General features: G+C 39.3%; 22 protein-coding genes and 3 pseudogenes. 15 read left to right on the plus strand and 10 right to left on the minus strand.

All coding sequences use genetic code 11. The features are described from left to right. Window positions 1-111 precede the first annotated feature (111 nt). The 7 genes from EGS71_RS07910 to pal all read left to right on the plus strand — a co-directional run bounded on the left by EGS71_RS07910 (window position 112) and on the right by pal (window position 6,569). Window positions 112-1,446, plus strand: coding sequence for a M20 family metallopeptidase (locus tag EGS71_RS07910; RefSeq protein ID WP_000276841.1), 1,335 nt, complete (start codon window positions 112-114; stop codon window positions 1,444-1,446). Window positions 1,447-1,656: 210 nt separating this feature from the next. After that, window positions 1,657-2,064 (plus strand): tol-pal system-associated acyl-CoA thioesterase, encoded by a 408-nt coding sequence (gene ybgC / locus EGS71_RS07915; RefSeq protein ID WP_001273591.1) that lies wholly within the window; start codon window positions 1,657-1,659, stop codon window positions 2,062-2,064. Between the two features lie 23 nt (window positions 2,065-2,087). After that, the gene (gene tolQ, locus EGS71_RS07920; protein WP_000224630.1) at window positions 2,088-2,786 is read left to right on the plus strand and encodes a protein TolQ; all 699 of its coding nucleotides are present in this window, start codon (window positions 2,088-2,090) and stop codon (window positions 2,784-2,786) included. Further along, the gene (gene tolR / locus EGS71_RS07925) at window positions 2,786-3,238 is read left to right on the plus strand and encodes a protein TolR (RefSeq protein WP_001007562.1); all 453 of its coding nucleotides are present in this window, start codon (window positions 2,786-2,788) and stop codon (window positions 3,236-3,238) included. The genes tolQ and tolR overlap by 1 nt, the downstream gene beginning before the upstream one ends. Before the next feature lie 3 nt (window positions 3,239-3,241). Beyond that, window positions 3,242-4,603, plus strand: coding sequence for a cell envelope integrity protein TolA (gene tolA, locus EGS71_RS07930; RefSeq protein ID WP_001039134.1), 1,362 nt, complete (start codon window positions 3,242-3,244; stop codon window positions 4,601-4,603). A 94-nt stretch (window positions 4,604-4,697) separates the two neighbouring features. Then, entirely contained in the window at window positions 4,698-5,978 is a 1,281-nt protein-coding gene (tolB, locus tag EGS71_RS07935; RefSeq protein WP_000858386.1) for a Tol-Pal system beta propeller repeat protein TolB, read from the plus strand. Between the two features lie 27 nt (window positions 5,979-6,005). Beyond that, window positions 6,006-6,569, plus strand: a complete 564-nt coding sequence (gene pal / locus EGS71_RS07940) for a peptidoglycan-associated lipoprotein Pal (protein ID WP_000836015.1) — start codon at window positions 6,006-6,008, stop codon at window positions 6,567-6,569. Window positions 6,570-6,623: 54 nt separating this feature from the next. On the opposite strand, the gene EGS71_RS07945 is transcribed toward pal, so the two are convergent. Then, window positions 6,624-6,812 carry an NF038105 family protein gene (locus tag EGS71_RS07945; protein ID WP_000208542.1) on the minus strand — a complete coding sequence of 63 codons (189 nt, stop codon included), beginning with the start codon at window positions 6,810-6,812 and terminating at the stop codon, window positions 6,624-6,626. Window positions 6,813-6,994: 182 nt separating this feature from the next. Here EGS71_RS07945 and EGS71_RS07950 point away from each other — a divergent pair, with 182 nt between their 5' ends. The 5 genes from EGS71_RS07950 (at window position 6,995) to EGS71_RS07970 (ending at window position 10,262) form a co-directional block, all read left to right on the plus strand. After that, complete coding sequence (locus EGS71_RS07950; protein WP_000067971.1) at window positions 6,995-7,966, plus strand: class 1 fructose-bisphosphatase; 972 nt, start codon at window positions 6,995-6,997, stop codon at window positions 7,964-7,966. A 56-nt stretch (window positions 7,967-8,022) separates the two neighbouring features. Next, window positions 8,023-8,799 carry a TrmH family RNA methyltransferase gene (locus EGS71_RS07955; RefSeq protein WP_000268350.1) on the plus strand — a complete coding sequence of 259 codons (777 nt, stop codon included), beginning with the start codon at window positions 8,023-8,025 and terminating at the stop codon, window positions 8,797-8,799. A 159-nt stretch (window positions 8,800-8,958) separates the two neighbouring features. Beyond that, window positions 8,959-9,573, plus strand: coding sequence for an RNA polymerase sigma factor (locus EGS71_RS07960; protein ID WP_000362311.1), 615 nt, complete (start codon window positions 8,959-8,961; stop codon window positions 9,571-9,573). Then, window positions 9,563-9,883 carry a hypothetical protein gene (locus tag EGS71_RS07965; protein ID WP_001015075.1) on the plus strand — a complete coding sequence of 107 codons (321 nt, stop codon included), beginning with the start codon at window positions 9,563-9,565 and terminating at the stop codon, window positions 9,881-9,883. The genes EGS71_RS07960 and EGS71_RS07965 overlap by 11 nt, the downstream gene beginning before the upstream one ends. Next, window positions 9,873-10,262 carry a DUF3106 domain-containing protein gene (locus tag EGS71_RS07970; protein WP_000225916.1) on the plus strand — a complete coding sequence of 130 codons (390 nt, stop codon included), beginning with the start codon at window positions 9,873-9,875 and terminating at the stop codon, window positions 10,260-10,262. The genes EGS71_RS07965 and EGS71_RS07970 overlap by 11 nt, the downstream gene beginning before the upstream one ends. A gap of 86 nt (window positions 10,263-10,348) precedes the next feature. On the opposite strand, the pseudogene EGS71_RS07975 reads toward EGS71_RS07970, so the two are convergent. From EGS71_RS07975 to cxpE, 8 genes and pseudogenes are all read right to left on the minus strand, one after another. Beyond that, window positions 10,349-11,515, minus strand: a pseudogene (locus EGS71_RS07975) (CSLREA domain-containing protein); the annotation flags it as partial. Window positions 11,516-11,537: 22 nt separating this feature from the next. Next, a complete protein-coding gene (locus tag EGS71_RS07980; RefSeq protein WP_001094424.1) occupies window positions 11,538-13,121 on the minus strand; it encodes an IS66-like element ISAba25 family transposase in 1,584 nt (527 codons plus the stop codon). 74 nt (window positions 13,122-13,195) lie between these two features. Next, window positions 13,196-13,531, minus strand: a complete 336-nt coding sequence (gene tnpB, locus EGS71_RS07985; protein ID WP_000619347.1) for an IS66 family insertion sequence element accessory protein TnpB — start codon at window positions 13,529-13,531, stop codon at window positions 13,196-13,198. Further along, window positions 13,528-13,911, minus strand: a complete 384-nt coding sequence (locus tag EGS71_RS07990; protein WP_001055589.1) for a transposase — start codon at window positions 13,909-13,911, stop codon at window positions 13,528-13,530. The genes tnpB and EGS71_RS07990 overlap by 4 nt, the downstream gene beginning before the upstream one ends. Before the next feature lie 85 nt (window positions 13,912-13,996). After that, a pseudogene (locus tag EGS71_RS07995) lies at window positions 13,997-15,277 on the minus strand (CSLREA domain-containing protein); the annotation flags it as partial. 15 nt (window positions 15,278-15,292) lie between these two features. Next, window positions 15,293-17,146, minus strand: a complete 1,854-nt coding sequence (rbtA, locus tag EGS71_RS08000) for a rhombotarget A (protein WP_000920028.1) — start codon at window positions 17,144-17,146, stop codon at window positions 15,293-15,295. Window positions 17,147-17,462: 316 nt separating this feature from the next. After that, a complete protein-coding gene (gene hda, locus EGS71_RS08005) occupies window positions 17,463-18,161 on the minus strand; it encodes a DnaA regulatory inactivator Hda (protein WP_001249536.1) in 699 nt (232 codons plus the stop codon). Window positions 18,162-18,181: 20 nt separating this feature from the next. Then, window positions 18,182-19,375 (minus strand): chloramphenicol efflux transporter CxpE, encoded by a 1,194-nt coding sequence (cxpE, locus tag EGS71_RS08010; RefSeq protein WP_001153980.1) that lies wholly within the window; start codon window positions 19,373-19,375, stop codon window positions 18,182-18,184. Between the two features lie 135 nt (window positions 19,376-19,510). Here cxpE and purM point away from each other — a divergent pair, with 135 nt between their 5' ends. From purM to EGS71_RS08025, 3 genes and pseudogenes are all read left to right on the plus strand, one after another. Continuing rightward, the gene (gene purM, locus EGS71_RS08015) at window positions 19,511-20,581 is read left to right on the plus strand and encodes a phosphoribosylformylglycinamidine cyclo-ligase (RefSeq protein WP_000071984.1); all 1,071 of its coding nucleotides are present in this window, start codon (window positions 19,511-19,513) and stop codon (window positions 20,579-20,581) included. Further along, window positions 20,578-21,172, plus strand: a pseudogene (gene purN / locus EGS71_RS08020) (phosphoribosylglycinamide formyltransferase). The gene purM and the pseudogene purN overlap by 4 nt, the downstream one beginning before the upstream one ends. A 161-nt stretch (window positions 21,173-21,333) precedes the next feature. Further along, entirely contained in the window at window positions 21,334-21,576 is a 243-nt protein-coding gene (locus EGS71_RS08025; RefSeq protein WP_416240521.1) for a formyltransferase family protein, read from the plus strand. 63 nt (window positions 21,577-21,639) lie between these two features. On the opposite strand, the gene EGS71_RS08030 is transcribed toward EGS71_RS08025, so the two are convergent. Then, window positions 21,640-22,449 carry an alpha/beta fold hydrolase gene (locus tag EGS71_RS08030; RefSeq protein WP_000114071.1) on the minus strand — a complete coding sequence of 270 codons (810 nt, stop codon included), beginning with the start codon at window positions 22,447-22,449 and terminating at the stop codon, window positions 21,640-21,642. Window positions 22,450-22,467: the final 18 nt, after the last annotated feature.

A 22,467-nucleotide genomic window follows, 5' to 3' on the forward strand; every position in this document is an offset into this window, starting at 1 on the left:
CCTTTTAAGTCTTTCTTTATACCTTATTGATTTTTTAATATTTTTAAAAACTGAATTATAAGAAATCTAGATATTAAATCTTCTGAACAATAATATTTTTAGGATAAGGATATGTACAAAAAAGCCGCTTTAATTTTTCCACTTGCCCTAATAAGTCAATTGAGCCTAGCGGATTGGGTAAAAGATGCTACACAACAAAATGAAAATCAGGTCATTCAATTAAGACAGCACATTCATGAGTACCCTGAACTAGGCAATATGGAATTTAAAACATCTGCATTGGTTCAAAAAGAATTAAAGTCTTATGGCATTCAAGTCAAAACAGGTTATGCAAAAACAGGGGTAATCGGCATTTTAAAAGGGAATAACCCCGGCCCTATTATTGCGCTTAGAGCAGATATGGATGCGCTACCTATGGAAGAAAAAAGTGGTGTGCCATTTGCTAGTAAACAAAAGGCAATTTATCAAGGTAAAGAAACTTATGTGATGCATGCTTGTGGACACGATGCGCACACTGCAATGTTATTAGGTGCAGCAAAGATATTGGCGGCCAATAAAGATAAAATATCAGGCACTGTAGTTTTTGTATTTCAGCCAGCTGAAGAAGGTGGAGCAGATATCGATAACTTCACGCATGGTGATCAAATCGGCTCAAGAAAAATGATTGCGGATGGTGCATTTAAAGCCTACAAACCAGAAGCTATTTTTGGCATGCATGTCATGTCCGGCATGAAAAGCGGACATCTATATTATAAAGATGGTGCTATTTTAAACAGTGCCGATCACTTACGGATTCAAGTTAACGGCAAACAGGTTCATGGCTCAACTCCTTGGTTAGGCAGAGATCCAATTTATGCATCAGCTCAAATGATTAATAATTTACAAAGTCTTATTAGCCGAAGAACCGACCTAACCCAAGGTATGGGCGTTATTAGTATTGGCAATATTCAAGGCGGTACAGCTGGAAATGTGATTCCTGAACAGGTCAATATGATCGGTACTATTCGATCCAATAACGAACAGATCCGAGAAAATATCCTAAAGAGCTTACCAACTCTGGTGGAACATAACGCTCAAGCTAATGAGGTAACAGCAAAAGTTGAAATTGCGCCTTATGCTCCAGTAACCATGAATAATAAAGCTCTTACTCAACTTATCCAGCCAACATTAGCCAAAACTGTTGGAGATTCGAATCTTCATGTTTTGGACCATAATGCAAGTGCAAGTGAAGATTTTGCCTATTATGGGAAATTAATGCCCTCTTTCTTCGTTTTCTTAGGAGCAACACCTGAAAATCAGGACTTAAGTCAAGCTGCACCGAATCATAACCCTTCTTTTATAGTAGATGATAAGGCCTTAAAGACAGGAACCGAGCTACATATAAGATTCGTTTTAGACTATCCGAATATCGCTAAACAAGTTCAGGCTGCATGGAAACAGTCTTAACTTAACAATATGCTCACCATAGAGTGTTCCGTTTTAAAGAAGAAAGACAGCAGTCGCGATTGAAAGGTTGTGCCATAGGACTTAGTATGCAATCTGCTAAACTGCCCCGTATTTAAAAGCAGATGTATGGCTTTGGATAGAACTGATATTTTATTCAACAGTCATATTTTAAATATAAAGCTCTATAGTGAACTAAAACGGAATACTCTCATGGCGAATCATTTTGAATTCAACATTCGTGTTTATATTGAAGATACGGACGCAGGTGGTATTGTTTACCATGCCAACCACATTCGCTATATGGAACGTACCCGTACAGAATGGCTCCGCGCTGCTGGCGTTGACCATTACTGGCATCAAAAAGACTACAACTTTGTAGTATATAAAATTGACGTAAAATATATGCGTCCTATTTTAATGGATGACTTAATTACTGTTACAGCACGTGTAGTTTCATGTAAAGCTGCGTCATTTGTGTTGCAACAAAATATTTATCGTGGTGAAATCTTGCTTGCTTCTGGTGAGGTTGAGTTGGCATGTTTAAGTAAAGATCTAATGCCACGTCGTCTTCCGGAAGAAATACGTGATCTTATTCGTAAAGAATTGGAACAAGACTAAAAAAACAACCGGCATATGTAACTATGGCAACAAACATTGAATCAACCCTGCATATTTCTGACCTTATTTTACAAGCAAGTCCAGTCGTCCAGTTGGTCATGCTGATTTTATTGTTAGCATCAATTTTTAGTTGGTACCTGATTGCCAAGTTACATATGAGTTATAAAAAAGCACGCCAAGATGATGAACATTTCCAAAAAATGTTCTGGTCTGGTGCTGAACTCAATACGCTTTACAACAACGCACAACTCAATTCAAAACGCTCAGGCCTTGAAGATATCTTTTATCAAGGATTGAGTGAGTTTTTTAAACTCAAAAAACGCCAAGCTCCTACCTCACAAATGATCGAAGGAACAGAACGTATTTTACGTGTAGGTTTAAGTCGTGATCAGGGTAGTCTGGAATATGGTTTAGGTACTTTAGCAAGTATCGGTTCGGTTGCCCCATATATCGGTTTATTCGGTACTGTTTGGGGAATCATGAATGCTTTTATTGGTTTGGCTGCTGTTGACCAAGTGACGTTAGCGACAGTTGCGCCAGGTATTGCCGAGGCCCTTATTGCAACTGCAATTGGTCTATTTGCTGCAATTCCTGCGGTATTGGCTTTTAACCACTTTACAGCTAAAAGCGAAAGTGTCTACTCTGATCGTGCATTATTTGCCGAAGAGATGATTGCTTTATTGCAACGTCAATCTGTGGGTTCGTCACAGGAAGATGCATAATGGCCATTCAACGTTCAGGGCGCTTTGAGCGCATAAAAAAACCATTAAAAAGTGACATGAACGTCGTGCCTTATATCGATGTAATGCTGGTACTTTTAGTGATTTTCATGGTGACTGCTCCCATGATTACCAGTGGTATTAAAGTCGATTTACCTCAGGCAAATAATCATCCAATTGAATCAAAAGATATGCCAGCCATGGTCACGATTGGTAAAGATGGCAATATTTATCTTCAATATGAAGATTACAAAGATAATGAGCCACTTTCTCTTGAAAAACTTGAGTCTGTTTTAAGTGAAGCACAAAAACAAGCTGAGCAGGAAAACAAACAACTTACAGTTTTAGTGAATGGTGATAAGACTCGCCCTTATGGAGAAGTCGTATCATTGATGGCAAGTTTACAAGAAGCAGGTTTAACTCAAGTTGGCCTTCTGACAGAGCCTTTAAAATAAGCTATGAATAAAAATCAAAAGCCTCCTTTTAAACAAAATGCAATAGCATTGAGCTTCACCCTTGGAGTTCATGCAATTGCCATTGTTGGCTTGCTTTTTTTAGGCTTGAGTAAACCACCTGAACAACCAAAAAAGCTGACCACTGTTTTAGTTAAACCAGAAGATTTACCACCACCTTTGGCAAAAGAAGTTGAGCAACCAACCGTAGCAGAAAATCAGGCTGAAGAAGCTCTAAGCCCGATTGTGGATGAAACTCTTCCTCAAAATCTTCCAGCTGCCCCTCCTCCTCCAACAGCACAACAACTTGCTGCTCAAAAGCAAAAAGCTGAGCAGGCACAACAAGCAAAATTAGCTGAGGAAAAGCGTAAAGCTGAAGAAGCTGCTAAAGCAAAGCAAGCTGCAGAGCAACAACGTTTAGAGGAAGCACAAAAGCAACAGGCTGAAGCTAAGCGTCAAGCGGAGGCTAAAGCGAGAGCTGAGGCCGATGCGAAAGCTAGACAAAAAGCAACTGAGGAAGCTAAACGTAAAGCGGAGACTGAAGCAAGACTAAAACGTGAAGCTCAAAAGGCTGAAAACGCTAAACTTCAAGCACAACAAGAAGCTAAACGAAAAGCCGAAGCAGATGCGAAAGCCAAACAGCAAAAAGCAGCAGAAGACGCCAAACGTAAAGCTGAATCAGATGCTAAGGCTAAGCAACAAGCAGCTGATAACGCGAAACGTAAAGCCGAGGCCGATGCGAAAGCTAAACAGCAAAAAGCAGCTGAAGATGCTAAACGTAAAGCTGAGGCTGATGCAAAAGCCAAGCAGCAAAAAGCAGCTGAAGATGCTAAGCGCAAAGCTGAGGCCGATGCGAAAGCTAAACAGCAAAAAGCGGCTGAAGATGCTAAACGCAAAGCTGAGGCCGATGCGAAAGCTAAACAGCAAAAAGCAGCAGAAGACGCTAAACGTAAAGCTGAGGCTGATGCAAAAGCCAAACAACAAAAAGCAGCAGAAGATGCTAGACGTAAAGCCGAAATTGAGGCCGAAGAAAAAGCTGCATCTGCTAAAAAAGCTCAAGAAGAAGCTGCCCAGAAAAAAGGTGAAGCTAAAAAAATTGCATCTTCGGCTAAACGTGATTTTGAGCAGAAAATTCGTCGTGCTTGGGATGTTCCTACAGGAAGCAGTGGTAAAACTGTTAGCGTTAGATTTACCCTGTCTGACTCAGGTAGTGTTAGCTCGATTGTTATTACACGGTCAAGTGGAGATGATGCATTGGATGCAAGTATCAAAGCTGCAATTCAGGCATCTGCTCCCTACCCAATGCCATCGGATCCTGATGCAAGACGAGAAGCGCGAAGCGTTACCTCTACTTTCAGAGCACAATAATTTTGTAAGAGTTACATGCTTTAAATAGTTTGAAGCATGTAACTATGCTACAAAATCACCAGTCACAAAAAATACCTTCAATGACTTTAAACCTATGAAAACGAGCCGCAAACACCTTCTAGCCTTAACGCTACTTACAGCATTAAGTCCTCTTGCACCAACAGCTGCCTTTGCTCAATTACATTTAGAGATTGCAAAAGCACCTGATCAGGCGCCTAAAATCGCTATTGTGCCTTTTAATAACGACAATGGACTTTATCCTATTGTTGAAACTGACTTGAACCGCTCAGGACGTTTCACAAGTTCATCAAAAAATTTACCTGCGAATGCCGCTATTAACCAGATTCAAGCATCTGATTGGCAAGCTGCGGGTATTCCTTATGTTGTTACTGGACAAATTAAGCAAACAGCTGACGGGTTTGAAGTCCATTACCAACTTTATGATGTACAAAAACAGCAATATCTTCTGAATGAGTTGTTAAATGTTCCTGCTTCACGCATACGTCAAGCAGGACATATGGTAAGTGACGCTATTTATCAGGCCTTAACCGGAATTCCAGGCGATTTTAGTGGCCGTATCGCTTATGTATTACGTAATCCTGCCACTCCTGCTGAACGTTATACCTTACAAATCGCCGATACAGATGGTGAACAACCGAAAACTGTTCTCTCTTCACGTGACCCGATTTTGTCTCCGGCATGGACTCCTGACGCTAAAAAAATTGCTTATGTTTCTTTTGAAACTAAACGTCCAGCCATTTATTTACAAGATCTCTCTACTGGAACACGTGAAGTACTTACGAGTTTTAAAGGCTTAAATGGTGCACCAAGCTTTTCACCAGATGGCAAATCAATGCTATTTACAGCATCGATGAATGGTAACCCTGAAATTTATCAAATGGATTTATCAACTCGCCAAGTCAAACGCATGACAAATGACTCGGGAATTGATACTGAAGCGCGTTACACACCAGATGGAAAAGCTTTTATTTTTACATCTGACCGTGGAGGCTCTCCTCAAATTTATCGCTATGATTTTGGGAATGGCTCAGTAAAACGCTTAACATTTAAAGGGTCATTTAATGCTCGTGGCACTTTAAGTGCAGATGGTAAAAAAATTGCACTCGTGCATCGACCAAGTGGTAGTAACTATAAAGTTGCGATCCAAGATATTAATACAGGCATTGTCAATATTCTTACCCCAACCAGTTTAGATGAATCACCAAGTTTCTCACCAAATGGGCAAATGGTGGTTTATGCAACTCGTGAAGGGAACCGTGGTTTACTGTCTATCATGTCCACTGATGGTCGTTTCCGTATGAATTTACCGAGTGAGCAAGGTGAAGTACGTGAACCAGCCTGGGCACCTAAATAACTTTTTATTCCATTGATGGAGATGATGATGAAATCAATTAAATATTTGGCCTTTCCTCTACTTAGTGCAGCACTTGTCATGACAGGTTGCGCAAGTCGTAAGCCAGCAACAACGGCAACTACAGGTACAACTAACCCAAGCACAGTAAATACGACAGGCTTAAGTGAAGATGCTGCATTAAATGCTCAAAATCTAGCAGGTGCTTCTTCAAAAGGTGTAACTGAGGCAAACAAGGCTGCCCTAGCGAAACGCGTCGTTCACTTCGATTATGACAGTAGTGATTTATCTACTGAAGATTACCAAACACTTCAAGCTCATGCTCAGTTCCTCATGGCAAATGCAAATTCAAAAGTTGCATTAACTGGTCATACAGACGAGCGCGGTACACGCGAATACAACATGGCCTTGGGTGAGCGTCGTGCAAAAGCAGTTCAGAATTACCTCATTACCAGTGGTGTAAATCCTCAGCAACTTGAAGCTGTAAGTTATGGTAAAGAAGCGCCTGTTAATCCTGGCCATGATGAATCAGCTTGGAAAGAAAACCGCCGCGTTGAAATTAACTATGAAGCGGTTCCTCCTCTATTAAAATAAAACATCCCAAAAAATAAACGCCCAAATATGGGCGTTTATTTTTACATTCTTACTTTAAGAAGATTTGTTTTGCTCTTCTTCTGAATGTTGCATTGACTCAATCAAATCATGCTTATTAAAAGCTTTATATTCAGGTTTTGCCTCATAATCTTTCCAAGCTTCCTGAACACTTTCTTTCGAAATTTCTTCTAAATTGATTGGTTCACCTGCTGTTGGGGTCGCATCAAACTTCTTAGTTGTCATTTCGATTCTCCTAAATCTACATTCCTTTGTTATGCAAACAACATACCACGTAAAATGGGGCTTGTAAGCATAAATGCAACACAAATAAAGTAAGATAATTTTTATTTTTCGGCATTCTCATCTAGAATATGCCACGTATTTATCTGACTCATTTTGATGCTTGCGCACAGGAGCGTTTTTTTATGTCCAACCTCACATTGTCCCAATTTTTACAACAAGAAAAAGGGAATCTTACACCTGAGTTGGCTCAAGTCATCGACACAATTGCTGCGACTTGTAAAACTATTGATCAAGCCTTACAAAAAGGTGCCTTGGCTGGAATTTTGGGTAGCGCAGGTAACGAAAATGTTCAAGGTGAAACACAGAAAAAACTTGATGTGATTTCTAATGACTATTTAATCGATGCTTTAAAAGTCCATCCTCACGTCGGTGGTCTTGCATCTGAAGAACTTGATGATTTTACACCAGCACAAGAAAACGGTGAATACTTGGTTCTATTTGATCCATTAGATGGTTCAAGCAACATTGATATCAACATGTGTGTCGGAACAATCTTCTCGATTCTTCCTGCCAAAAATGCGGTTACACAAGCACAAGATTTCATGCAGGCAGGTACTCAACAAGTTGCTGCTGGCTATGTGTTATATGGCCCATCAACTATGATGGCTTTAACAGTTGGAAACGGTGTAGCTTTCTTTACGTTAGATCCAGAAACTCAAACATTCTTACTTACTACAGAGAATGTTCAAGTATCAGCAGATACTCAAGAATTTGCTATTAATGCATCTAACCAACGCCATTGGGAACAACCAGTAAAACAATATATTGAAGAGTTACTTGCAGGTAAAACATCTGTACGTGAAAAAGACTTCAATATGCGTTGGGTCGCATGTATGGTGGGTGATGTTCACCGTATTTTATGCCGTGGCGGTATTTTCCTTTATCCATATGACTTGAAAGACCCGAAAAAAGCTGGTCGTTTACGTTTAATGTATGAAGCTAACCCAATGAGTATGCTCATTGAACAAGCAGGCGGCGCATCAACTACTGGCCGTGTACGCATTCTAGAGATTGAACCTACAGAACTTCATCAACGTGTTCCTGTGATTATCGGTTCTAAGAATGAAGTTGAACGTGTAACAAGCTATCATTAATAATTTAAATTACACAGGGCGTCATAGTATGATGACGCCCTTTTGGATATTTCCTTATGGCGGTTATTTTTTTAGAATCAAAAGACAATGCAAAAATTAAACATTTGCGTGGTTTAATTGAACTCAATAGCGCCCGAAAAAAGCATCAACAAACAGTTCTTGAAGGTACCCACCTTTGTTTAGCTTGGCTACAACAACAGAAAAAACTCTTTTCATTGTTTACGACTGAACAAGCCTTAGAACATCCCGATTTAAAGAAAATCATTGAACTTCACCAAGGTCATGTCTTTATTATTAGCGAAGTTTTATATAAAGACTTAAGTACTTTAGGTAATACTCTTCCTTGCTTGGGTATTATCGATTTACCGAAAACTGCATCAACCATTGACTATAGCGTAGATACGTTAATTCTAGAAAATGTACAAGATCCGGGTAACGTAGGTACATTGTTACGTTCAGCGGCAGCAGCAAATATAAAACAGATTATTTGCACACAAGGCTCTGCCTCACTTTGGTCTCCACGAGTTTTAAGAGCAGGTATGGGGGCACATTTTAGCCTGTCTTGTTTTGAAAACTTTCAATTGACCGATATTCTTCCTAAATTCGATATTCCTGTTTTTGTTACAAGCTCTCATCGCTCGACTAGTCTTTATTCAAAAGACCTTTCAAAACCATGTGTTTGGATTTTAGGCAATGAAGGACAAGGTGCAAGTGATTATGCTTTAGAACATGCACAATCAGTGACTATACCGCAGCCAGGTGGTCAAGAGTCATTAAATGTAGCCATTGCAGGATCAATTTGTTTTTTTGAAATGGTTCGCCAACGCCAATAAAACGTTAATTTATTTTACATCGCTCATATTTGTGAAAAAAATCATTTACACTACTAAAAAATAGCCGATTGTTGTCAACCTCCTACCTCTTTTCAACGTTATATAAGAGATATATTGAAGATAAGGTGGGTACGTCCAATGACAGGATTTTCCATCTCCATGGATTTAGCACCGAAAAAGTCTCGATCGGAAGCATCTAGTGCTCATGCCAGCACGGCTGAGCAACGCCTAAAGGTTTTCATGCAAGATGTTACTGGTCGTGCTTTAGTGATGATGGAAAGTGCTACCCAAGGTCAACAAGGCATTGCTATGGACTTGGTTCAAGAAGCATTTATTGCTTTACACAAGTCTTACGCCGATCGAAGTACTGAAGAATGGTATCCTCTATTTTATACTATTCTGAATAACAAGCTTCAGGATTGGCGCCGTAAAGAAGCGCGTCGGGCAAACCCATTTTCATTCTTCAAAAAAGTTAGTCTAGACAATGATGATGATGAAATCATTGATATTGTCGATGAAAAAGCAATCAATCCAGCAGATTTTCTAGATCAAGCAGTGACCATAGAAGAGATCCAGGAAGCGATTGCAAAACTACCTGTTCGTCAACAACAAGCTTTTATGTTACGTGCGTGGGAAGGTTTTGATACCCATACTACAGCGCAAATTATGAACTGCACCGAAGGTAGTGTAAAAACCCATTATCATCGAGCAATTCAGGGACTTAGAGAGTATTTAGCGCATTTAAATCCCATGGGAGGTTCCAATGAATCATGATGATTTCACTAAAAAGGTGACATCCAAACTCGATAGTTTGGCTCATCACCATAAAAATAAAACAGTGGTGATGAATCATGTGCTTGACCATATCCAACAAAAACCGGCCTCTTATTATAGTGTCTGGAAAATGACTGGTTTTGCACTTGCAGCAGCCATTACTGGTTTTGTTATTTTACCAAATTCAGTAGATATGCTTGATAAGCCACAAAATCAAGTCGTTGTAAATCCTAAATTATCGCCACAAATGGTAGAAGATTTAGAAATGCTCATGGTGTTGGGTGAGGATAAAGTTCAACATGGTAGCTAAAAAGTTAGCACTTATCCTTTGTTCATTAAGTTTCTTGCAAACAAGTTTTGCAGGTTTCGAACGTTTCTGGATTTTTTCGAAAGATGCCAATACGCAAGTAGATGATACTTGGAATGCTCTATCTGAAGAAGAGCAACGAGCTGTAATTAAACGTTATCAAAGCTTAAAGGAATTACCATCTAACCAAAGTGCTAACTTGCAACAACGTATGGATTGGTTTAACCAGCTTCCAGATGCAGAAAAGCAAAAAATGCGTGAAGCCTGGCAAAAAATGAGTACACAAGAGCGTAATGATTTACGTCAACGGATGCTCAAAGCAAGTGCTGATGAAAAAACTGCTATACGCGAAGAATATATAAATAAATATTTAGAGCACTAAACCCGTATTTAACATTTATCTATTTAAAAATAAAAAAGTTACTAACAAATAAAAAGCCTCCTAGTGGGGGCTTTTTATTTTTTTCATCACTTACGATAACGTCTATAAGCAATTAAACTTAGTAGTGATACGATAGAAAGAATTCCAATACTTCCGCCACCTCCACCACCACGTGAATCATCAGTTGTGGTTGCTGTACTTACCAACTTAATAGTACCCTCATTTGAGATTTTACCATCAGCATCATATACATAATAAGTTAAGGTATCATTGAAGGTATTAAATACATTACTAGCTTGAATATAAATATTACCACCATAACAGATATTACCACTATCTTCTTTAGGACATGGGCCTTCACGATCTGCTTTAACTACCTTAAAAATACCATCCGTTGAAGTTTTATTTGGTATATAAATTGGTAACTCCACACCTTGATCATTTACCCAAAATTGAGATTTATTCGATTTTGTCCTAAGAGTATTAGTAGGTCCATCCCCTTCATCATTCGCAAATTGTAATAGATTTAAAGGAATGATCTCATTTGCTAAATATTTAAAAGTTACAGTACCCTCACCAGCTACTGGTGGAATATTATCAAATCGAGCTTCTAATAAACCAGATGTTTGCGTAATTCCATCCTTACTACTAATTGTATATTTACAATAGTTGTAGTCACCAGCTTGGGTAATAATATCATCTGAACGATAGAAGATTATTTGTTGGAGAGCAGGGTTCCATTCACAAAATAATCCATCGTCTTTTTTAATGCTTGTAGTTTTATCATCAATCAATCCTGTGCCAACAACTTCAAGGTTAATATTATAATCAGTAGTATTAAAGAACTTTAATAAATGGTTACTATCTTCATTCGGCAAAGGTAAGCCATTAGCTTTCAAATCTATATAGATAGCTCTGTATTTTGCATTTGCTTTGGTTTGATCAAAAAGATTTTTATAATTTGCAGAATCGATTTTTAATACATTTAATAAATATGCATAATCTGGATTTAATATATTTTTCTGAACCGTATCATATTGGGATTGATATTTTGCAAGTAGATCTGTAAGGGAAGTATTCCCTAAACCTTTTATATCACCAGCAGTCAGTTTCATTAGTTCAATTGAACCAATATCACAACTATTACGGTTATTTGGTTGATAGTAGAGCTTACTATCAGCAAGTCGTGATAGGCCTCGTTGATCTATAGAAGTACATGTATCTCTACCTTCTGGGTCTACATCGTAAGCGTCCGCTGAATCCCATACCTATTTTTTAATTCGATTTAGGTTTCCAGCAGTGCGGCAGTAACTCTTCAATCTGGGTCACTTTATGTGTCGGTAACCTTTTCAGCACATCACTTAAATAGGCATACGGATCCAGCCCATTCAGCTTTGCTGACTGGATTAAAGTCATGATGTTTGCCGCTCGCTGACCACTGCGCAGCGAACCTGCAAACAGCCAGTTCTTGCGCCCCAACGCCCAGGGACGCATCTGATTCTCTACCCAATTGTTGCATATCGGTAGATTGCCATCATCCAGATAGCGGCTTAAGGCTGGCCAACGCTTCAGAGTGTAATTGATGGCCTTGGCGGTGGGAGAACTCGATGGCACTGTCAGATGATGTTGGTTGAGCCATTCATATAGTTGTTGCATCACTGGTTGACTATGCTGTTGTCGGTATTCGCGGCGGTCTTCCGCTGTACCATCGGTCTTTTTCCTGAGTTCTGCTTCTATCGCATACAGTTTCTGAATCAGCACCAATGCCTGTTCAGCGACCTGACTTTTCCCGGTCACATGCAGTTCATGGAATTTACGACGTGCATGGGCCATGCAGCCGACCTCTATGACCTGGCCTGATTTAAAGCGTGCTTTATAACCACTGTAATCATCACAGACTAGATTGCCCTGCCAGCCTTTCAAGAACTCTGCAGCATGCTGGCCTGAACGACTATCCTGAAAGTCATAGATCACCGCCTGAACTGGATTGTACTGTGTGGTGGCATAGGCCCAGACATAACCTTTCTTCGGTTTTTTCTCATTCTCACCCATCCGCATGATGGTGACCGGTGTTTCATCTGCATGCAGCACCCGCTGTTGCAGCACCACCTCTTTTAAGGCATTGGCCAGAGGTTCCAGTTCTACACCGCAGCGACCTATCCAGTCAGATAAAGTTGATCTAGAAAGTTCGATTCCCGCCCGCTGATAGATCAGACGTTGACGGTACAGCGGCAAATGATCGGCATACTTCGATACCAGCACATGGCTGAGCAATTCAGGTGAAGCAATGCCTTTATCAATCACATAGGCGGGCATCGCTTGCTGAGTCAGAGTGTCACACTGATCACAGACCCATTTACCACGCACATGCTGTTCCTTATAGAACTGTGCCGGTCTGAAATGCAGTTTCTCACTGACATCTTCGCCGATACGACGGAGTTGGCATCCACAAGTGCATTGGGTTGATGCAGGTTCATGCTCAATACGGATGGTGTGTAGATGATCTGGCAGTGGTCGACGTTTAGGTTTATTGGTTTTGGCTTTCTGTGTCGCTGCATCGGTTTTATCTGCATTTAATCGTTCTAATTCCAGATCAACAGCAGCAATATCTTCTTCAACCGCTTCATCCCATAGGTGGATTTGTTTTGCCGTTAAGTGTTCATTCTTTTGGGCGAATTTGTGCTTTTTAAACAGCGCCAGTTCATGCTCGTATTTTTGATTGAGAATAGAAAGATGTTGAACTTTGGCATCCAATTGTTGGTTTGATTGTGCTAGAGACTGATGCTGCATCGCCAACTGTCTGGTGAATTCCAGCAGTTGTTCATGGGTCAGTTGGCTTAAGTCAGGCAGCGTATTCATGACCGCAGTATGCCTGAGGTCATGAAGAGAATGAAATAGAACGTTTGGAGGATGGCAGAATGGTCGAGCTTGGTTTAGAGCATATTCACCACTTGCTGCAATCCAATTCTCTGCCAGGGCAAACCTTGGATTAATGCCTGTAACTGTTCCGGGCTGAGGGCCACGGTTTCACCTTGGTGAACTTGAGCCCAGTGAAATTTACCCTGTTCCAAACGCCGGGCACACAGCCAGATGCCCAGTCCATCATGTACCAACACTTTCATACGATGACCACGTTTATTACAGAACAGGTAGGCGCAATGCGGTTTGATGTAGCCAAAGGCTCTCACCACCTGAGCCATGACAGTATCCATTCCTGCTCGCATATCCATGGGCTGGGTAGAGAGCCAAATTTCATTGATACGGATCATGTTGCCAGTGCCTTGAGTAATTCTGCCAAGGCAGGTATTTCTGATGTCTGCCATTTTAGCTGAATATCATTATTCGTATGAGGCACGGTGATACACAACGTGATCCTCTCATCAATAGGTTGGCTGATTGCAGCAGTGTAAGGCAAAGCAATAAATGCTGGATTCACATGAGTAGGATCCTGCACGGCACCCTCATGATGGCTGAAGATCCTGATCCAACGACTGACAAGGTTGGCATTAATACTATGTTGCAGTGCGACCGAAGCGATCGAGGTATTAGGATTTTTACAGGCATTGACAATACTGAGTTTGAATTCTTTGCTGTATGTTCTGCGTTTTTTAGCAACAGGAGGTGTTGCTGAATATATATCCATGTTCATGGATTAAGTCCCCACTTGTTTTTAGGTGGGAACTAAATTAAGGCTTATAGGACCGCTTGGTAAGGCTGTGTTAGCCGGATGCTTACTCTACATCTACTAAATTCTTACCACCAATATTATTCTTTGGATAGTAAATTGGTAAAAAGCCAGTTTCTGGGGCAGATGCATGTAAAGGTTCAAGCAATAAATTAAAAGCCTGTCCCGCTATATCAACCGTTCGATGCGTAGATGTAAGAGCTTCCGCCGGCAAATCACATTTTCCAGCATCATTCGTTAAATTTAATGCATTAAAGGATAGTATGAAACCAGCATTTTTTAAATCAGTGGCCGGCCCTATAAAATAATGACACGCATAAATTCCAGAATTATAACCAATTAAGTTAAATCTTAATTCTTTACTTCCTAATGTGTCATATAAAAACGTGGTATAAGCATTATTTTCAACAATAGTATTATTCTTTAAGGTTAAACTACTGTTAGAACTAAGTATGGTCGAAGGATTAGGTGTCCCGTTAGGAGTAGCATCACCAGTAAATTTCAAAATGCTACCATTTACTGTATTTGCAATATTTCGAGCAATTGTATTAATTGTAAAGGTTGCTTTCGGCTCTCCACAGAACTCAAAAGTACTATTGGAACTATTTGAACCATTATTCATAATACTAGAAGAGGTAAATGTTACTTCCCGTTTTGCATAGGCTGTACCATTCCAACAACTCATTGAAAGTACACTTCCTGCTGTTGCAGTATTACCTTGAATCAAAGAGTGAGTTGCAGATAAATTAACATTATCGCCGCCCAGGAAAATGGCACCGCCTTTAGATGCTTGTGAATTCAAAATTTGGCTATTTAATAAGGTAACATTACCACCTGCATAAATAGCGCCACCAAAATCTGGAGCTGAACCATTTTCCAAAATAATGTTTTGAAGGAATAAGGGTTGTTTATTTACTGCCGTATTAAAGATACGTGATTTACCAGCAGCATTAATTCTCGTCTGTAACGGTTGTAATGCTGGATAATCATTGGTTAAAACACTCTTCTCTGACCAATTTTTATCTTGATCTTTTTCACCAAATCCATAAATCGCTATATCTGCATTTGGAGCTAGTTCTTTATTTAAGTTATAAGTTCCTGCTTTTAGCTGGATGACCTGACTTTTAGAAGTGTTATAAACTGTACATCCGTAATCAGATCTTCGTGTTTCAGCAACTTTTATCGCCTCCCTTAACGAACAAGCATTAGGGTTTTCACCATCTTCATCTGCAAAAGTTGTTACTTCGATTCTTTGATTTGCTGTATCGGCAAAAAGAGGCATAGCCGCTAGTACAGCTAATGCTAATACTGCTTTTTTATAATTTTTCATAGTCCACATCCCTGATTATGACTTGAAACGGCGTAATGCAATTAATCCAAATAACCCTAAAATTAATCCACCACCGACACTTCCCCCACCACCCGTACTCACAGATTTATCTTCAATACCAGATACAGGTTCCTGGACTACAGTTGCTGGAATCGAGATATATTGAAAATCTGAACCATCGTTAAATCTCGATACACTTGTAACGACTTGAATACTAAAAATATCTGCACCATGCCAATTACCATTTGGTGTATAAATTACATTTCCATTTTGGTCTATAGTTACACTGCCTTTAGAAAATGGTGTATCCGTACTTTGTTTTATTTTCAAACAGCCGGGTTGCCATTCTTTACCATCAGGACGTTCACCGAATAAACGCTTACACGTGGCAGGTGTAACCAAGTCTGCTTCACTTAAAGAGTTTAAAATATTAAATCTTGCGACTTGTCCATATTTAATATCCTGCCCCACTGTACCAATTTCATTATTTAAAATATATTCAATCGCCCCTAGATCACATAACTCATCATAACCACTGCGATTTTTTCCACGTTGGTCAAGTCTCTCACAACTTGCTAAACCAACTGAGGAACCATCACTATATAAACGCCCTTTATTAATAATTAAAGAGTCGGCTAAAGTATTATAGCTCTCAAGTAACCTTGGCTTAAAGAAACCAAGAAAACTATCTTTTGGTATATTAAATGGGCATAACAAGCCATCTTTTGCTGTTACATCACATATACCTTCATCATTATCGCCAGCAATTAATTTTTCATCTGCAGGAAAGAGTATATTAGGAAGCTTTGAGGTAGCATTCCGATTACAGTCGGATATAACCAGATTACTTTGAATAATTGCTTTATCAGTTGAGCTAGCCTGACAATTAATAGTATTTCCTACTAATATACTATTTGAAACTGAGGCATTACCTTGTGGAGCTTCAAGGAATAATCCTTTGTCATTTTTAATCATCGTAATATTATTAACAAACATCCCATCCCGAACATTTGCAATAAAACCGCCTTTATTATGAAAAATTGTACTATTACTTATACCGATAGCCCGTGAAGTTAAATACCCTCCAGTACTTTCATCGGAAAACTTAGTCTGTGTATAAAATAAAGCATTATCTGCTGTTGTGACTTCATTATCACGTAAAACTGATTGAGTAATAAAATAAAGTGGCATTTCACTATATAAAATTCCCCCTTCAGCAGCTTTATTATTTTGAATTAAATTATTGACAAGAGTAACTGTGCCCGCTGTATTGAGTGTGTTAGATAAATTACCTGCATTATAAATTGCACCTCCTCGTGTTGCATAACCATTTATCAAACGAGAATTTCGAATGGTGAGTTGTTCATGGTTATAAATCAATCCACCTTCTAATATGGTATTACTAGACCGAGCTCCTTGTAAGTTAAGGTCACTCAACGTCACAGCAAAAGAAAGTTTTTCAACACTCTCATCATCAATTTTAAATAGCTGATCTGTACCTGCCATTTTGATAGTTGCATTATGAGAACCGGGCTGATCAGTATCAACTAATGTAGAATCGTTTTTTGCTGTACTAATTGTAAGGGGTGCTGTAATCGTTATTCTGCTATTTAACGTATATTCTTTATCGCGCTGTAAAATAATATTTGATGAACTATCTTTATTTCCACAGCCATGATACCCATCTTTTACTGAGGCAACCACGGTAGAATCACTTGAATTACGCTTATTTATTAGTTCTACAGCCTCACGTAATGAGCATACTGTATTATCGACATCTTCATCAATTGTAGTTGTGACTTCAATATCAGCAGAATAAGCGTGCCCAGCAGCAGCCAATAATGCAAAAGCAATGCTCCGTTTGAGCATACCCTTCTCCTTACCTATTTTTTTCATTTTTCTTTGTCAATATTGCAAAGTTTCCACTTTTGCAACCGCATCCTTTGTGCGTACTTTGTCACAGGAATCAGAATTTCTCAAGATGTTTTGATCGGTCTATAGCGTCATTTTCGATAGGGAACTTTCTAAATATTTGTACAATTAAAGATCTATTGATATATGAAAATTTTACTTATAAAAATTTAAAAGTATTTTTCAAGGTTAAAAGAATAAGTAGCTCATGATTTTTATAGTAGGGAAAGTCTACTTAGGCTAATAAATTAAAAGTCCAGAAGCTAGAAAATTATTATTGTTGATATTCATCAATTAAAGCATAGATTTGTCTTAACGTTGCATTTGAAAGTTTAGTCTTCTCACCTTTAAGGAGTTTTTCTAATTGTGCTACGGTTTGCAATAGAACAGAAGCTTGATGAGGCCCATGTAAAAGTAAATAGTCTACAATCTGCTGATCAAAATGGATCCCACGTCTAGCCATTACAGAAGTGACTAAAGCATAGCGGTCAGCATATAAACTTCCGCTCGGCACTTTTACACTCACTGCTTGTGTAAGTCGCGATTGTAAATCTGGTAACTCTAGTTTTAATTCAATCGGTGCAACACGTGAAGAGAAAACAAGTTGTCCTTCATGGTTATTCATTAAATGAAAAACAGCTTTTTGCCAGTGAGGCACCCCACTAATCGACTCAATATCATCTAAAGCCACCAGATCATAGTGCTCTAAGCAAGTAATTGCCTCAATTGGAGCATCGAGAAGTTCAAGCAAAGAAACTTTAATTGCAGATTTACCGACCTCTAAATAAGAATCACAAATCGCTGAAAGCAAATGGCTCTTGCCTGTTCCTGCGCCACCATAGATATAAAATCTATTTACTAGACCCGCATGTAGTTGTCGCACTGCATCCACTACATGCCCCCAACCTGGTCCCGAAAAATCACTGATTCGGGCATCAAGTTGAGGTTCTATATCCAGTTGGAGTTGACGCATATAATGAATTGGCCTTGAAATTATTTCTGATCTGAAAGATTCGGGGTATCTGTATCTTGCTGTTTTTTAACTTCAAGATCAAGTTTAGTATTTTCAGTTTCTACATGAAGTTGCTCAATATTACCCTCTTGGATTAATAATGTAGAAGATGGAGCATAGAATGAACTCCGTTCGTAATTTTCTCTGAGGTGTTTTAAGAGCACCACAATGACAGCCGCTACAGGTAATGCAATTAACATTCCTAAAAAGCCAGCCAATTGAGCCCCAGCTAAAACAGCAAATACAACTGCAACAGGTGAAAGACCAATTTTATCACCGAGTAGGAATGGCTGCAGAATATAGCCCTCTACTGCCTGCCCAATCATAAAGACTACGCCAACAAGTAATAAGTGTGTCCAGTCCATTCCAAATTGGAACAAACTTGCAATAACCGCTGCAATAATCCCGACTGCAAATCCTAGATAAGGAATAATACTGGCAAGACCTGCCACCATACCAATAATTAGGCCGACCTCTAGTCCAATTAATTGTAAGCCTACTGCATAAACTACACCGAGCAAAAGCATAACAAGGAACTGACCTTTAACAAATGCTCCTAACACGCTATGGCATTCACGGACGATTTGTAAGGTCGTAGCCTCATATGGCCGTGGAATGAGACGACGTAAGTTTTGTAACATACGGTCCCAGTCTAATAAGAAGTAAAAAGCAATAATTGGGATTAAAACAACTGTTCCACCAATTTGAATAAAATTAAGTCCTGATTGTGCAAGCTTTAATAAAACTGCTTGAATACTATCAGCACTGTAATTGGTCTGAACATAATCCATCACAGCTTTGGACATTTGATCGGTATCAATTTCCATTTGCTGGACATGGAAGGTCGAAGAAATCCATGGTAATAGCTCTGCATTAATCCAATGAATCCCTGCTGGAATACTATCTCGAGCGTAAACAAGTTGTTTCCAGATCAGTGGAACCAGATACCATAATGCAACGGTTAAAGTTACACCTATACCAATAAAAACAATACTAATTGCCAACCAGCGAGGTATCTTAATTTTTACTAGAACTTCGACTAGTGGACTAAATAAATAAGCCAGGAAAAAAGCACCAATAAATGGGATGACCACAGGCTTGAGCAAGTATAATACCCATACCAGCAATACAATACCTGCGAGTAAGAAAATACGGCGCAGTATACGATCTTGCATAAAATCTAGCCTTTTTTGATTTAATCGTTATAAATGGAAAAATATTTTTATTAAAGATAGCATTTTCGAGCATAAATAACATAAGAGTTTCGTATATTCAGGTTATAATCTGCCGCCAATGCGGAGACTTCATTTATGAGCAACTCAACTTCTACCCCAAATACCGGTTTAAGCTACAAAGATGCGGGTGTTGACATTGAAGCGGGCGACGCACTGGTCGATCGTATCAAGTCAGTCGCTAAACGTACAACTCGTCCAGAAGTAATGGGCGGACTTGGTGGCTTTGGTGCACTATGCAAAATTCCTAAAGGTTACGAAGAACCTGTTTTGGTTTCTGGAACTGACGGTGTAGGTACTAAATTACGTTTAGCACTTAACCTTAATCGTCATGACACAATCGGCCAAGATCTTGTCGCTATGTGTGTAAACGATCTTTTGGTTTGTGGTGCAGAACCACTATTCTTCCTCGACTATTATGCGACTGGTCACTTAAATGTCGATGTAGCTGCAAACGTAGTTACTGGTATCGGTAAAGGTTGTGAACTTGCAGGTTGCGCACTTGTAGGTGGTGAAACAGCTGAAATGCCTGGCATGTATGAAGGCGAAGATTACGATCTTGCTGGTTTTGCCGTAGGTGTAGTTGAGCAAAGCAAAATTATTGATGGCTCTAAAGTAAAATCTGGTGATGTACTTATTGGTGTTGCATCAAGCGGTGCTCACTCAAATGGTTATTCATTACTACGTAAAATCTTAGATGTTAAGAATGTAGACTTAACTCAAGTAATTGATGGTCGCCCTCTTGCAGATGTAGCAATGGAGCCAACACGTATTTATGTAAAACCAGTTCTAGAGCTTTGCAAACAAGTTGATGTACACGCGATGGCACACATCACTGGTGGCGGCTTACCAGGTAACTTACCACGTGTATTACCAAATGGTGCTCAAGCTGTAATTAATGAAGCTTCTTGGGAATGGCCAGAATTATTCAAACTTTTACAACGCGAAGGCAATGTAGAACGTTTTGAAATGTACCGTACCTTTAACTGTGGTGTAGGTATGGTCATTGCTGTTGATGCAAATGATGCAGAAAAAGCAATTGAAGTGCTTAATGCTCAAGGTGAAAAAGCTTGGAAAATCGGACATATCCAAGAAAATGCTGAATCAGTGGAAGGTGCAGACGAAAAAATTCGTGTGATCTTTGAATGATGAAAATTGCTGTTCTAGTCTCTGGGAACGGCAGCAACTTACAAGCCTTGATAGATGCAAATCTATCAGGGCAAATTGTAGGTGTACTGTCTAATAAAGCCGATGCTTATGCCCTAGAGCGTGCTCAAAATGCCAATATCGCGACAGCCGTAATCTCTCACAAAGACTTTCCTAGTCGTGAAGATTTTGATGAAGCTATGCATCAGCAACTTATCGCATGGCAAGCTGACGTGGTTATTTTAGCTGGCTTTATGCGTATTTTAACTGCTGACTTTGTCAACAAATGGCAAGGTAAAATGCTTAATATCCATCCTTCATTATTACCTGCCTATAAAGGCATTAATACACATCAACGTGTATTAAATACGGGGGATCGATTACATGGCTGTACCGTTCACTTTGTGACTTCTGAACTTGATGCTGGTCAAGCAATTGCTCAATCTGCCATTGAAGTAAAAGAACATGACAATGTTGCATCCTTGGCCGAACGTGTACATAAACTTGAGCATTTTATTTATCTCAGTTGCAGAGTGGTTATGTAATGCCAGCTCACATGGAAAATGACAAGCCTATTTCCGCATCAATTCTTGAACATTCGTTTGCATCTGTATTCTCGTCTTAATGATCATCATTTGAGGCAAACTGCTATTTTAGGGCACTGCTGACTTTGTCACAATGCATAAATGCTAATATCATTATTACTGCTATAAAGCATTAATACACATCAACGTGTATAATACGGGATCGATTACATGCTGTACGTTCACTTTGTGACTTCTGAACTTGATGCTGGTCAAGCAATTGCTCAATCTGCCATTGAAGTAAAAGAACATGACAATGTTGCATCCTTGGCCGAACGTGTACATAAACTTGAGCATTTTATTTATCCTCAAGTTGCAGAGTGGTTATGTAATGGCCAGCTCACATGGAAAAATGGACAAGCCTATTTCCGCAATCAAATTCTTGAACACCCTATTCGTTTTGCATCTTGGTAAAAGTTTGCTTAACGTCAATTAAAAAAGGACATGCATGCATGTCCTTTTTTTGCGAAAGCTTTATTAGCGTGAATTACGGTGAATAAGTTCCTTAATATAATTCACTGTATCAATCGGATGCTCTAGAGGGAACATATGCCCTCCTTCAACTACACTAAATGGAATCCCCATTTTACGTTTTGCCATTTGAGGAAAACCTCTTTTTAAGAAGGCACTCTCTTTTCCTACAACTAAATGTACTGGCATTTTCGGTTTTGGCATGGGTAACCACCACCAAGAAGGGTTTTTACGGAAAATCGCAACTTCATCTTCACGGGAAATAGTTAACGTTACACCACCACGTACCGAGTCTTCTTTCAAAGCATAGTCAATGTAGGCTTGAAAGCAATCTTCATCAAAGTCTTTATAAAAACCTTTTGGACGTAACAATGCAGCTGCTTGCTCACGTGATTCCCAATGCTCGCGACGACGTGCAGATAAACCCGCTGGTGTCATATCATCAACTATTTTGGGTTTAAATAATTTTGCCATATGAAAAGCAAAAGAATATCTACCCAAAATAAGAGGCGGATCTAACATGATCACTTGTGAGAACAGCTCAGGCCGTCTAAAAGAAGCCATTAAAGTTAAAACTGAACCGAGCGAATGGCCCAGTCCAATCACTTTTCGCCCCTTCGCTTGACGTACAATACTATCAATTACCTGATCAACCAAAAAAGGCCAATGATTGGTAATCGGATAACGTTTGTCAGGTCCAATGAGTGGAACATAAATTACGTCATACTCATCTTTTAATTGATCAAACAATTTTTGATACACCATAGATGGCACGCCGTTGGCATGCGCAAAGTGTATAACCGGTTTTACTGACATACCGTTATCCTGCTTAAA

It is taken from the genome of Acinetobacter sp. FDAARGOS_559 (assembly GCF_003940475.1).
Taxonomy (GTDB): Bacteria; Pseudomonadota; Gammaproteobacteria; order Pseudomonadales; family Moraxellaceae; genus Acinetobacter; species Acinetobacter baumannii.

What these genes read in the sequence shown, in the direction of transcription:
- EGS71_RS07910 (WP_000276841.1), top strand. Translation starts at nt 112, where the DNA reads ATGTACAAAAAAGCCGCTTTAATTTTTCCACTTGCCCTAATAAGTCAA.
- ybgC (WP_001273591.1), top strand. Translation starts at nt 1,657, where the DNA reads ATGGCGAATCATTTTGAATTCAACATTCGTGTTTATATTGAAGATACG.
- tolQ (WP_000224630.1), top strand. Translation starts at nt 2,088, where the DNA reads ATGGCAACAAACATTGAATCAACCCTGCATATTTCTGACCTTATTTTA.
- tolR (WP_001007562.1), top strand. Translation starts at nt 2,786, where the DNA reads ATGGCCATTCAACGTTCAGGGCGCTTTGAGCGCATAAAAAAACCATTA.
- tolA (WP_001039134.1), top strand. Translation starts at nt 3,242, where the DNA reads ATGAATAAAAATCAAAAGCCTCCTTTTAAACAAAATGCAATAGCATTG.
- tolB (WP_000858386.1), top strand. Translation starts at nt 4,698, where the DNA reads ATGAAAACGAGCCGCAAACACCTTCTAGCCTTAACGCTACTTACAGCA.
- pal (WP_000836015.1), top strand. Translation starts at nt 6,006, where the DNA reads ATGAAATCAATTAAATATTTGGCCTTTCCTCTACTTAGTGCAGCACTT.
- EGS71_RS07945 (WP_000208542.1), bottom strand. Translation starts at nt 6,812, where the DNA reads ATGACAACTAAGAAGTTTGATGCGACCCCAACAGCAGGTGAACCAATC.
- EGS71_RS07950 (WP_000067971.1), top strand. Translation starts at nt 6,995, where the DNA reads ATGTCCAACCTCACATTGTCCCAATTTTTACAACAAGAAAAAGGGAAT.
- EGS71_RS07955 (WP_000268350.1), top strand. Translation starts at nt 8,023, where the DNA reads ATGGCGGTTATTTTTTTAGAATCAAAAGACAATGCAAAAATTAAACAT.
- EGS71_RS07960 (WP_000362311.1), top strand. Translation starts at nt 8,959, where the DNA reads ATGGATTTAGCACCGAAAAAGTCTCGATCGGAAGCATCTAGTGCTCAT.
- EGS71_RS07965 (WP_001015075.1), top strand. Translation starts at nt 9,563, where the DNA reads ATGAATCATGATGATTTCACTAAAAAGGTGACATCCAAACTCGATAGT.
- EGS71_RS07970 (WP_000225916.1), top strand. Translation starts at nt 9,873, where the DNA reads ATGGTAGCTAAAAAGTTAGCACTTATCCTTTGTTCATTAAGTTTCTTG.
- EGS71_RS07980 (WP_001094424.1), bottom strand. Translation starts at nt 13,121, where the DNA reads ATGAATACGCTGCCTGACTTAAGCCAACTGACCCATGAACAACTGCTG.
- tnpB (WP_000619347.1), bottom strand. Translation starts at nt 13,531, where the DNA reads ATGATCCGTATCAATGAAATTTGGCTCTCTACCCAGCCCATGGATATG.
- EGS71_RS07990 (WP_001055589.1), bottom strand. Translation starts at nt 13,911, where the DNA reads ATGAACATGGATATATATTCAGCAACACCTCCTGTTGCTAAAAAACGC.
- rbtA (WP_000920028.1), bottom strand. Translation starts at nt 17,146, where the DNA reads ATGCTCAAACGGAGCATTGCTTTTGCATTATTGGCTGCTGCTGGGCAC.
- hda (WP_001249536.1), bottom strand. Translation starts at nt 18,161, where the DNA reads ATGCGTCAACTCCAACTGGATATAGAACCTCAACTTGATGCCCGAATC.
- cxpE (WP_001153980.1), bottom strand. Translation starts at nt 19,375, where the DNA reads ATGCAAGATCGTATACTGCGCCGTATTTTCTTACTCGCAGGTATTGTA.
- purM (WP_000071984.1), top strand. Translation starts at nt 19,511, where the DNA reads ATGAGCAACTCAACTTCTACCCCAAATACCGGTTTAAGCTACAAAGAT.
- EGS71_RS08025 (WP_416240521.1), top strand. Translation starts at nt 21,334, where the DNA reads ATGCTGTACGTTCACTTTGTGACTTCTGAACTTGATGCTGGTCAAGCA.
- EGS71_RS08030 (WP_000114071.1), bottom strand. Translation starts at nt 22,449, where the DNA reads ATGTCAGTAAAACCGGTTATACACTTTGCGCATGCCAACGGCGTGCCA.